Below are 11,232 nucleotides of genomic sequence, written 5' to 3'. Positions count from 1 at the left end.
TGAGAGCAATCAGACCGCATGGAACGCCGTAGCAGGAACAACACCGGCTTCCTGAGCGAGGAAGCCGGTGGGGATTTCCAGCACGAGGATCAAGCAGGTATGCCGAGGAAGTTGTCTGTTGTCAGATCCTCGACCTTGACTCCCGTCAGAAGGATCGTTTCCAGGGAATCCAACATGATCATCGTATCGTCATTTACCTGAGCGGCATGCGAAGTGATCCAGGCAGCGTCGATCGATGTACCGATGACCTTGATCACATCGCCACCATTCCCCGCAGTAAAGTCGGTAATAACATCAGCGCCTTCGCCATCAGCAGCATTGGTGTATTGGAAGGTATCGCGTCCAGCACCGCCGGTGAGGATGTCGATGCCCTTGCCGCCGATGATGAGATCATTGCCATCGCCACCGGTAATGAAGTCGTTGCCATCGCCTCCAACGAGTTTGTTATTGCCTCCCAGGCCGACCAAAGTATCGCCATTGTTGCCGGCAATCAGCAAATCATCGCCTGTCCCGCCTGTCAGCACGGTCTGGGCGCCATTGTTGGTCGTCAGCACCGAGCCATCGGCAAAATTTATATTGACGGCACCGTTTAATACGCTACCGATCAGCTTGCCCTGATAGTCGGTCAATTCGACCGAGCGATCGCCGAAGCTGACGGTGACGTTCCCCGTGCCCCCGGCAATGGCACCGCCGCTGACCGTCACCTGCGATGCGGACACGCCCTGGATCAGCAGGGAGTCTCCCTTGGCCGGCTCGAAAACGACCGCGTCGGCCTCGGTATCGATGCCCATGTTGGTGTCGATCACCCCGGTGGTTGCGCCGCTGCTCAGGTCGTAGGAATACACCTTGGGCTGATTGAAGGCGCCGGTCAGATTCATGTCGGCCTTTGCGTCCGTCGTTGCCGCGTTGCCCGCTGCGTCGACGGCAAAGCCGGCGGCAATGTCGATCTTGTCCGCCAGCTTCGTGCCATTCGTGCCGAAGTTGGCCAGGCCCTCGATTGCGCTGGCCTTGTCTTCGGTGAGGACGATCCGCAAGGTGGTGCCGTTGTCAACATAAACGGATGCAATGTCAGCCACCGTGAAAGTCACGTTGGCCCCATTGGCGCCATCGACATCCCAGATCAGCTTGCTCCAGTCGAGCTGTGCCTTGATGTCGGTACTTGCAGTCTGGCCTGGGGTGGTCAACAGGGAGTTCATGTTGCTGCCATTCAAGGTCAGGGTATTGCTTGCCCGGTCATAGCTGGCACTGGGAAGAATACTGAAGTTGGTCGTCGGCGCGGTGGTATCCAGGATGTAGCTCTGGCTGGCCGCCGTACCTGCGTTGCCTGCCGCATCGCGGACTTCGAATTTGATGCTGCTGCTGCCGGCAAGCGTTGCGCCGTCCCAGGTCACCGAGGTGCCGGAGACCTTGCCGGTGATGTTGACCCAGGTCGTGCCGTTGTTCACCGAGCCGTATAGCTCTTCGCCCGCAATCAATCCTGCGCTCAGGGTAGCCGTGATGGTCTGGGCTGCCGTCTTGGTGATGAAGTCGCTGTCGGAAGCGCCCGTATCAGCGGAAATATCGATGCCGCTGATGGTGGTCGCCGGCGCCGTGTGATCCAGCGTGTAGGCCTGGCTGGCGGTCGGGCCGGCATTGCCGGCCTTGTCGCGCACTTGCAGTTGGATACTGCTGCTGCCTTCTTCCAGCGTCGCGCCAGTCCAGTTGATTGCAGTTGGATTCAAGATTTGAATCTTGTTGGTGATGTTGGTCCAGGTCTCACCGCCATCCACCGAACCATACAACTCTTCGCCTACAGCCAATCCTGTGCTCAGGGTGGCCGTGATGGCCTGGGCTTCCGTCCTGGTAATGAAGTCGCTGGCAGACTCGCCCGTGTCAGCGGAAATATCAATACCGCTGATGGTGGTCGTCGGCGCCGTGGTATCCAGCGTGAAGCTGATCGACTGGGCGGCACTTTGCTTCTCACCGTTGTCGTAGCGCACTTGAACCACATACGCGCCATCGGCCGTGCCGTTCGTTACAGGCGGCGTGTAGGTCTCGCTCCAGGTGCTCCAGGCACCGCCATCCTTTTGCACTCTGTACTGGACATCGGCATCCGTATTGTTGTTGGTCGGCGCCGTGATGGCGCCATCATTGGTGATGTTGTCCGTATTGCTGCTGCCGCTGTCCGTCGTCAGGAGGGCATTCGGCACGGCAAGATCGGGATCCGAGGTGATGATGACCGTATCGATGTCTTTGGTCTGCAAGATATCGTTGGTGGTGATGGTCAGCGTGGCCTCGCCGGAGAAGCCGGCGCCGCCGGTATACACCAGGCCGTCGAGCGCCTTGTTGATGACTTCGATGGTGCCCTGAATCTTGACGCTGGCGCTGTTGTTGCCTGTAACCCAGGCGCCTGAATTGGGGGCAACCTTGAGCGTGCCCTCGGTAACCTCGACCACGGTCGTCAAGAGATCGCCGTCGACATCATTGACCGCGAGATTGCCGTTGAAGGTCACGGTGTTGTTCGCCCCGCTCACGCCAAGCTCGTAATCCGGAACGATGTTGACCGGCGCATCGTTGACCGCAAAAACGTTGAGCGTGATGGCGTTGCTGGTCGTCAATGGATCCGGAGTCGTGTCGTCCGTGGTCACGATGGTCAGCGTGTCGCTGCCGTGGTAGTCAGAATCCGGCGTGTAGGTCAGGCCATTCAGGGCTGCGTTGATCTGACTGGCGTTGCCCACGATGGTGACCGATTTCGAGCCATCGTCCGTAATGCTCGCGCCAGAGCCGCTACTCACCGTCAGGACGCCATGTTCGACGGAAATCACCGTGGCAAGCGAATCGCTGTCGGGATCGACGACGACAATCGCCTTGTTTGTATCGAAGACCAGGGCGGTATCTTCCGTGGTTGTAGCCTGGGCAACCTTGAGTGAGTGGGCCGGCGCAACCGCCGAACCATCGGTCGGTGTCGCGCTGATGGTAACGACCGTTATATCCTTTGCCTGCAGCCAGTCGTTGGTGGTGATGGTCAGGGTATCGGTGCTGGTGAAGCCGGCGCCGCCGGTATACACCAGGCCGTCGAGCGCCTTGTTGATGGCTTCGATCGTGCCCTGAATCTTGACGCTGGCGCTGTTGTTGCCCGTGACGATCGCCCCCGAGTTGGCTGCGACCTTGAGCGTGCCGTTGGTGACTTCGAGCAGGGTCGTCAGATTGGGACTGTCGGGATCATCGACCGAGATCAGATTGTCGTCGCTGAAGGTGACGGTCTTCTGGGCGGTATCGCTGATCACCACGGTTTCGGGCGCGGTATTCACCGGCGGCGCGTTCGTCGGGTCACCGCCGCTGGTGCCCGCCGCGATGGTGATGCTGTCGATGTCCTTGTTCTGCGTGATGTCGTTGGTGGTGATGGTCAGCGTGGTGCCAGTAAAACCCGCGCCGCCTTCGAACTTCAGGCCATCGAGCGCCTTGTTGATGGCTTCGACCGTGCCCTGAATCTTGACGCTGGCGCTGTTGTTGCCCGTGACCAGCGCCCCCGAGTTGGCCGCCACCGTGAGCTTGCCGCTACCTACCGTGACCACCGTGGTGAGGAATTCGTCGTCCGCATCCGCCACCGAGATCAGACTGCTGCCGCTGAAGGTGACGGCATTCTTCGCCCCCGTCGTCTCGACGCTCGTCGCGCCCAGGGTATTCACCGGCGGCGCGTTCGTCGGGTCGCCGCCGCTGGTGCCCGCCGCGATGGTGATGCTGTCGATGTCCTTGTTCTGCGTGATGTCGTTGGTGGTGACCGTCAGCGTGGTGCCGGTGAAGCCCGCGCCGCCCTCGAACTTCAGACCATCGAGCGCCTTGTTGATGGCTTCGACCGTGCCCTGAATCTTGACGCTGGCGCTGTTGTTGCCCGTGACCAGCGCCCCCGAGTTGGCCGCCACCGTGAGCTTGCCGCTGCCCACCGTGACCACCGTGGTGAGGAATTCGTCGTCCGCATCCGCCACCGAGATCAGACTGCTGCCGCTGAAGGTGACGGCATTCTTCGCCCCCGTCGTCTCGACGCTCGTCGCGCCCAGGGTATTCACCGGCGGCGCGTTCGTCGGGTCGCCGCCGCTGGTGCCCGCCGCGATGGTGATGCTGTCGATGTCCTTGTTCTGCGTGATGTCGTTGGTGGTGACCGTCAGCGTGGTGCCGGTGAAGCCCGCGCCGCCCTCGAACTTCAGACCATCGAGCGCCTTGTTGATGGCTTCGACCGTGCCCTGAATCTTGACGCTGGCGCTGTTGTTGCCCGTGACCAGCGCCCCCGAGTTGGCCGCCACCGTGAGCTTGCCGCTGCCCACCGTGACCACCGTGGTGAGGAATTCGTCGTCCGCATCCGCCACCGAGATCAGACTGCTGCCGCTGAAGGTGACGGCATTCTTCGCCCCCGTCGTCTCGACGCTCGTCGCGCCCAGGGTGTTCACCGGCGGCGCGTTCGTCGGGTCGCCGCCGCTGGTGCCCGCCGCGATGGTGATGCTGTCGATGTCCTTGTTCTGCGTGATGTCGTTGGTGGTGACCGTCAGCGTGGTGCCGGTGAAGCCCGCGCCGCCCTCGAACTTCAGACCATCGAGCGCCTTGTTGATGGCTTCGACCGTGCCCTGAATCTTGACGCTGGCGCTGTTGTTGCCCGTGACCAGCGCCCCCGAGTTGGCCGCCACCGTGAGCTTGCCGCTGCCCACCGTGACCACCGTGGTGAGGAATTCGTCGTCCGCATCCGCCACCGAGATCAGACTGCTGCCGCTGAAGGTGACGGCATTCTTCGCCCCCGTCGTCTCGACGCTCGTCGCGCCCAGGGTGTTCACCGGCGGCGCGTTCGTCGGGTCGCCGCCGCTGGTGCCCGCCGCGATGGTGATGCTGTCGATGTCCTTGTTCTGCGTGATGTCGTTGGTGGTGACCGTCAGCGTGGTGCCGGTGAAGCCCGCGCCGCCCTCGAACTTCAGACCATCGAGCGCCTTGTTGATGGCTTCGACCGTGCCCTGAATCTTGACGCTGGCGCTGTTGTTGCCCGTGACCAGCGCCCCCGAGTTGGCCGCCACCGTGAGCTTGCCGCTGCCCACCGTGACCACCGTGGTGAGGAATTCGTCGTCCGCATCCGCCACCGAGATCAGACTGCTGCCGCTGAAGGTGACGGCATTCTTCGCCCCCGTCGTCTCGACGCTCGTCGCGCCCAGGGTGTTCACCGGCGGCGCGTTCGTCGGGTCGCCGCCGCTGGTGCCCGCCGCGATGGTGATGCTGTCGATGTCCTTGTTCTGCGTGATGTCGTTGGTGGTGACCGTCAGCGTGGTGCCGGTGAAGCCCGCGCCGCCCTCGAACTTCAGACCATCGAGCGCCTTGTTGATGGCTTCGACCGTGCCCTGAATCTTGACGCTGGCGCTGTTGTTGCCCGTGACCAGCGCCCCCGAGTTGGCCGCCACCGTGAGCTTGCCGCTGCCCACCGTGACCACCGTGGTGAGGAATTCGTCGTCCGCATCCGCCACCGAGATCAGACTGCTGCCGCTGAAGGTGACGGCGTTCTTCGCCCCCGCCGTCTCGACGCTGGTCGCCCCCAGGGTGTTCACCGGCGGCGCGTTCGTCGGGTCGCCGCCGCTGGTGCCCGCCGCGATGGTGATGCTGTCGATGTCCTTGTTCTGCGTGATGTCGTTGGTGGTGACCGTCAGTGTGGTGCCGGTGAAGCCCGCGCCACCCTCGAACTTCAGGCCATCGAGCGCCTTGTTGATGGCTTCGATCGTGCCCTGAATCTTGACGCTGGCGCTGTTGTTGCCCGTGACGATCGCCCCCGAGTTGGCCGCCACCGTGAGCTTGCCGCTGCCCACCGTGACCACCGTGGTGAGGAATTCGTCGTCCGCATCCGCCACCGAGATCAGACTGCTGCCGCTGAAGGTGACGGCGTTCTTCGCCCCCGCCGTCTCGACGCTGGTCGCCCCCAGGGTATTCACCGGCGGCGCGTTCTCCGGATCGTTGCCGCCCCCGCCTTCACCTGGCGTGACGTTGATGCTGACGCTGGCGCTTCCAGCGGAGATCACGTCGTTTGCGTCATATACGCTATCGACATTGTCGACGCCCTGAACCTTGAAGGCATCGCTTCCGTCCATGCCTTTCCAATAGAGTTTGGCATCGGAAGCGGTTTTCTTGACATTGTTGATGTACAGGCCGTCGATGCGCAATTCGACGCCGCGACCCGTATTGAAATCGTTTGTCGTAAGCTCGACCCAGACAGGCGAGGCCGCCGTACCCGTGTTGTAGAACAGCTTACCAGTCGTGCCTGCGGAAATCTTGAAGCAATCCACATCTGCCGATTCGTCGGCCTGGACTTTCAGGATGGCGTAGGAAACACCGAAATGAACATTTTCTTCAGCGCCGCTCAGGGGGGTTACCGTGGTCAGTGTTGCCATGTGCTCGGCCTCCAATTGAATCGGGAAGGTGAATCGAGGAAAGGTATGCCAAAAGTAAGCCCGGGTACGCTCGCGCATGCCCGATGAAAATTTACCCGGCTATGTCGGGCAATTCTCCCGAACTGTCCCCCCATTGTCAAAAACTTGTTTTGAGCCATTTTGCAATCTTGATAAATTCGCTTGACCAGACTGCTTCGGCACTGGAGAATACCGCCGGCACAATTCTCATTCCTGATCGAGGAGAACACTCATAATGGCGAATCAAATAAGCTTCAAACCCAGACTTGTTATTGCGCTGATCGCTTTATCCGGCGCTGCCAATGGCGCACTTGCCCAGACGGTGACCGCCGATGAGGTCATCGTTCAGCAGGGCAGTGGCAGTGACGTGACGCTCATCGATCCCAACGCCATCACGATCGTCGATGACACCAACGGCACGACCACCAGCATCGACCAGAGCGGTTACAGCGTGCAGGGAACGAGCGGTTCCGCCTCCGTGGGTTCGAACGGCAACATCACGGCTTCGGGCAACGTTTCCAGCGCCACGCTGAACGTCGGCCCTGCGACGCCAGCGCTTGGCAGTACCGTCCTGCAGGTTGGCACGACCGCCGGGAAGACCACGCTGGGCGTGCAGAACGTCGCTGGCACGGTCAATGGCGTCACGTCCACTGCAAGCAATACCACGCTCCGCGGCGGTTCATTCGGTCAGACGACATTGAAGCTGGACGATACGGGGGTTTCCTTTGCCGCATTCGGCGTTGCCCCGGTGCGCGTACATGGCGTCGCCGACGGCGTGGCGCCGACCGATGCGGTCAACAAGCGCCAACTGGATGCGTTGAGCGACCAGGTCGGCCAGTTCGATGGCCGGATCGGCAATCTGGAGAGTCGTGTGGACAAGATGGACAAGCGCATGTCGGCGGGAATCGCCTCGACCATGGCGGCGGTGAATATTCCGCAGGTCGATTCGGACAAGACATTTGCGCTGGGCGTGGGTCTGGGCAGCTACAACAGCGAATCGGCGCTGGCGGTGGGCGCGTCCTACCGTCTGGCGCCCGATGCCGTGCTGAAGGCCAGCGTGGCATCCGGTTCGGGCAGCGGCAGCAAGGCATCCTTTGGCGTGGGCGCGGCGATGTCCTGGTAAGCCGGTCGGTTATTTCACCATTCCAGTATGAAAAACGGCGCTGCGGCGCCGTTTTTGTTTTTGCGACGTCTATTCGAGGCGGCTCAAAACAGCTTGCTGCGCAGAAAACCGGTTTCCTGCGCCACGATCTCGTCATGCCACGACCCGGCATAGACGTCGAAATGATCGCCGGCAAAGGGCAGCAAAGTGACGTTCCCGATACGCTGGCTGGCGATTTCGACGTTCACCGCCGGAATCGCGGCATCCTCCAGGGCGTAGGCGATCATTACCGGCATTTGCAGGCGCGCCAGGACGTCGATGGGGTTGTAGTTGCCGGCGCTGAAAATCGAACGGGCCGGCACGGCGTTGCGCCATGACGACCCTGCGGGCACCAGACTCAGGTAGTGCGCCTTCCAGCCCGGCTTGTTGAGCAGGCCCGGCTCGCCCGGTTCGGCCACCACGGGCAGCGTGTGCACGGGCCAGCCCAGGGTGCTGCCGAGTTTGTCGTACAGAGCATGGCCCAGCGTGCGCAGTAGCTGCCGTTTGGGCACCATCTTCAGCGCTTCGCGACTGTTCAGATGCGGCACCTGGGCGATCACGGCGCGCAACCGAGGCTCTTCCGCCGCCAGACTCAGCGCATGGCCGCCGCCCAGCGAACTGCCCCACAGGGCGATGCGGGCCGGGTTGATTTCCGTGCGGGTGCGCAGAAACGCCAGGGCTGCACGCCAGTCGTCGAGCTGTTTGGCGAAGCTGATCAATTGACGCGGCTCGCCGCTGGATGCGCCGAAATGGCGGTAGTCGAAATTGAGGGTGGCGATGCCGGCCGCCGTGAAGGCGCGGATGAAATCGGCGGTGCCGAAATGCCATTCCGTCGCCAGGCCGTTGCCCATCAGCACCACGGGCGGCTGGGGCAGATGCAGGGGCAGATGCAGCCGGGCGGCGCAGCGCTCCTTGCCGCTGGCGAAGCTCAGGTCGATGCGATGGAAATGTTGGAAATGCCGTTCGGACATGAAGTGCTCCAGCCGGAAGTGTCAGTCGGCCAGCCGGCCATTGACCAGTCGCAATATGCGGTCGCAGCGCCGCGCCAGGGCTTCGTCGTGGGTGACCAGCAGCAGCGTGGTGCCCTGCTCCGCGTTCATGGCGAACATCAGTTCGATGACGGCCGCGCCGGTATCGGCATCGAGGTTGCCGGTGGGTTCGTCGGCCAGCAGAAGTTGCGGCCCGGGGGCAAAGGCACGGGCCAGGGCGACGCGTTGCTGTTCGCCGCCTGACAGATGCTTGGGGTAGTGCGTGCTGCGCTCGACCAGGCCGACGCGGGCCAGCATTTCGCGGGCAATCCGTTGCGCGTGAGACAGATTGCGCCCGGCCAATTCCAGCGGCAGCATGACGTTTTCCAGCGCGGTCATGGTCGGCATCAGCTGGAAGGACTGGAAGACGAAGCCGAGCAGGCGGCCGCGCAGGGCAGCCAGGGCATCTTCGTCGAGGTCGGCCAGGTTCTGCCCGGCCAGGCGCACGCTGCCCGCCGTCGGCCGATCGAGTCCGGCAAGCAGGCCCAGCAGCGTCGACTTGCCCGAGCCGCTGCTGCCGACGATGGCCACCGCCTCGCCTGCCGCCACCTGAAGGTCGATCTGGTGCAGAATCGTCAGCCGGCCGCTGCCGCTGCTGACCTGCTTGCCCAGGCCGATGGTTTCGATCAGCGGCGTGGTGTTTGTCGTCATTGTTGACGTGTCTTCGCTCGGTGTTTTGGAGTCTGCGTTCATGTTGCGTATCTTGCGTTCGATCTTCTGGTTGATGTTTTTATTCGCGGCCAATTCAGCGCCGGCCCTCGCCACGGAAACAATATTGGTCATGGGCGACAGCCTGTCGGCAGGCTATGGCATCGCCAAGGAACAAAGCTGGCCGGCGCTGTTGTCCGTGCGTCTGCATGCGGAAAAGTTCGATTATGGCATGGTGAATCTGAGCATCAGCGGCGAAACCAGCGCCGGTGGCCGGGCACGCTTGCCGGCGGCGCTGAAGACCCATCGTCCAGCCGTCGTCATCCTCGCCCTGGGCGCCAATGACGGCTTGCGCGGTCTGCCGCTTGCCCAGATGCGCGAGAACCTGGCCAGCATGATCCGACAGAGCCAGTCCCACAAAGCCCGCGTGCTGCTGGTGGGCATGCGCCTGCCACCGAATTACGGCGCCGAATACGAAGCTCAATTCGCCGCCGTATATGCGGAATTGGCCAGGCAGTACAAGGTTGCGCTGCTGCCCTTTCTGTTCGAGGGCTTTGCCGAGCAGCGCGCGGCCTTCCAGGCCGATGGCCTGCATCCGACGGCCGCAACGCAACCCCTGATGCTGGAGAATGTCTGGCCGGTGCTCAAGCCCCTGCTCAAGCGGCCAGGACGCTGATGCCCGGTGCGCTGCCACACTCTTCCGCAGCCTGCATCTGCAATTCGCCGATCACCGTCGGGTTGAAGCCCGTCTGACGGAAAATTTCCAGCACGGCTGCTTCACAAAATACCCGGCAATTTCCAGAATGGCCCGGAGGCCATGAACTCCGCCTAGAATCGGCGATTCGATCCATTCGATCCGATCCGATTGCGGCAACAGTCATGCTCATGAAAAAACCTCCACTCCTGCGCCTGCTTGCGGGCATCCTGCTGCTTGGCATCGTTCTGGCCTGGTTTTATTGGCAGCATCGGCAAGACGACGGCCAGCCCGAGGCTTTCGCGAGCGGCAACGGGCGCCTCGAAGCGCGGCAGATCGACATTGCCAGCAAGTTCGCCGGGCGTCTCGAGGCGGTTCATGTCGAGGAAGGCGACCGGGTCAGCGCCGGGCAGGTACTGGCCGAACTCGACGTGGCGGCGCTGCAGGCCGCCTTGCATGAAGCCCGGGCGCAACTGCGGCGGGCCGAGCAGGCGCGCGGAACGGCCGAGGCCATGCTCGCCCAGCGACATCAGGCGGAGCAGACGGCGCAAGCCTATGTCGAGCAGCGCGAAAGCGAAGTGGAGTTTGCCGGGAAGCAGTTGCAGCGTACCCAGGAGCTGCTCGACAAGGGCTTCAACACCCGGCAGCAGCTCGATCTGGATCAGACCCGCAAGCAGGGTTCGCTGGCACTGCTGGGCGCGGCGCAGTCGCAGGTGGCCGAAAGCCAGGCCGGCGTGGCGGCTGCCCGCTCGCAGGTGACCGAAGCGCAGGCGGCAATCGAAGTGGCGCGAGCGGCGATCCAGCGCCTGCAGACGGAACTCGACGATACCGTGCTCAAGGCGCCGCGCGATGCGCGGGTGCAATACCGTCTGGCCGAGCCCGGCGAAATCCTGCCGGCAGGCGGCAAGGTGTTGACGCTGCTCGATCTGGCCTACGTCACCATGAACATCTACCTGCCGGAAAACATCGCCGGGCAGATTGCCATCGGCAGCGAAGCGCGGCTGGTGCTGGATGCCGCGCCCGACTACGTGCTACCAGCGCGCGTCGCCCACGTGGCGGCCAAGGCGCAGTTCACGCCGAAAAGCGTGGAAACCGCCAGCGAGCGGCAGAAACTGGTATTGCAGGTCAAGCTGCAGCTTGATCCGCAATTGCTCAAGACCTATGAGGCACAGGTCAAGAGCGGCTTGCCGGGCCAGGCCACGGTGCGCCTGGATCCAACCGTGCCATGGCCTGCCGGTCTGGCGGTGAAACTGCCACCCGTACAGGCCGCGCCGCAGGAGGCAGCGGAAAATACGGCGGCGGGCGAATGAT

At 62.7% G+C, this 11,232-nt stretch carries 7 protein-coding genes; 3 read left to right on the top strand and 4 right to left on the bottom strand.

The window, feature by feature from the left end; translation table 11 throughout:
• Window positions 1–89: 89 nt before the first annotated feature.
• Window positions 90–6,392, bottom strand: a complete 6,303-nt coding sequence (locus SDENCHOL_RS08570; RefSeq protein ID WP_154716851.1) for a beta strand repeat-containing protein — start codon at window positions 6,390–6,392, stop codon at window positions 90–92.
• A 253-nt stretch (window positions 6,393–6,645) separates the two neighbouring features.
• Here SDENCHOL_RS08570 and SDENCHOL_RS08565 point away from each other — a divergent pair, with 253 nt between their 5' ends.
• Window positions 6,646–7,533 (top strand): YadA-like family protein, encoded by an 888-nt coding sequence (locus SDENCHOL_RS08565; RefSeq protein WP_154716850.1) that lies wholly within the window; start codon window positions 6,646–6,648, stop codon window positions 7,531–7,533.
• 83 nt (window positions 7,534–7,616) lie between these two features.
• Here the strand turns inward: SDENCHOL_RS08565 and SDENCHOL_RS08560 are convergent, their stop codons facing one another.
• Window positions 7,617–8,522, bottom strand: coding sequence for an alpha/beta hydrolase (locus SDENCHOL_RS08560; protein ID WP_154716849.1), 906 nt, complete (start codon window positions 8,520–8,522; stop codon window positions 7,617–7,619).
• Window positions 8,523–8,543: 21 nt separating this feature from the next.
• Window positions 8,544–9,230 carry an ABC transporter ATP-binding protein gene (locus SDENCHOL_RS08555; protein ID WP_197706959.1) on the bottom strand — a complete coding sequence of 229 codons (687 nt, stop codon included), beginning with the start codon at window positions 9,228–9,230 and terminating at the stop codon, window positions 8,544–8,546.
• Between the two features lie 130 nt (window positions 9,231–9,360).
• On the opposite strand from SDENCHOL_RS08555, the gene SDENCHOL_RS08550 reads away from it, so the two are divergent.
• A complete protein-coding gene (locus SDENCHOL_RS08550; RefSeq protein WP_331844121.1) occupies window positions 9,361–9,903 on the top strand; it encodes an arylesterase in 543 nt (180 codons plus the stop codon).
• Here SDENCHOL_RS08550 and SDENCHOL_RS08545 read toward each other — a convergent pair.
• Window positions 9,884–10,114, bottom strand: coding sequence for a hypothetical protein (locus tag SDENCHOL_RS08545; protein WP_154716846.1), 231 nt, complete (start codon window positions 10,112–10,114; stop codon window positions 9,884–9,886). The genes SDENCHOL_RS08550 and SDENCHOL_RS08545 overlap by 20 nt on opposite strands.
• Here SDENCHOL_RS08545 and SDENCHOL_RS08540 point away from each other — a divergent pair.
• On the top strand, window positions 10,113–11,231 hold the full coding sequence (locus tag SDENCHOL_RS08540) for an HlyD family secretion protein (RefSeq protein WP_154716845.1): 1,119 nt from the start codon (window positions 10,113–10,115) through the stop codon (window positions 11,229–11,231). The two genes, SDENCHOL_RS08545 and SDENCHOL_RS08540, sit on opposite strands and share 2 nt — an antisense overlap.
• Window position 11,232 lies beyond the last annotated feature (1 nt).

This window comes from Sterolibacterium denitrificans (assembly GCF_900174485.1).
GTDB classification, from domain to species: Bacteria; Pseudomonadota; Gammaproteobacteria; order Burkholderiales; family Rhodocyclaceae; genus Sterolibacterium; species Sterolibacterium denitrificans.
This window is presented reverse-complemented; position numbering and strand designations above follow the sequence as displayed.

Coding starts and splice junctions, on each gene's coding strand:
- SDENCHOL_RS08540 (WP_154716845.1), top strand. CDS start 10,113: ATGAAAAAACCTCCACTCCTGCGCCTGCTTGCGGGCATCCTGCTGCTT.
- SDENCHOL_RS08560 (WP_154716849.1), bottom strand. CDS start 8,522: ATGTCCGAACGGCATTTCCAACATTTCCATCGCATCGACCTGAGCTTC.
- SDENCHOL_RS08545 (WP_154716846.1), bottom strand. CDS start 10,114: ATGAGCATGACTGTTGCCGCAATCGGATCGGATCGAATGGATCGAATC.
- SDENCHOL_RS08555 (WP_197706959.1), bottom strand. CDS start 9,230: ATGACGACAAACACCACGCCGCTGATCGAAACCATCGGCCTGGGCAAG.
- SDENCHOL_RS08565 (WP_154716850.1), top strand. CDS start 6,646: ATGGCGAATCAAATAAGCTTCAAACCCAGACTTGTTATTGCGCTGATC.
- SDENCHOL_RS08570 (WP_154716851.1), bottom strand. CDS start 6,392: ATGGCAACACTGACCACGGTAACCCCCCTGAGCGGCGCTGAAGAAAAT.
- SDENCHOL_RS08550 (WP_331844121.1), top strand. CDS start 9,361: ATGGGCGACAGCCTGTCGGCAGGCTATGGCATCGCCAAGGAACAAAGC.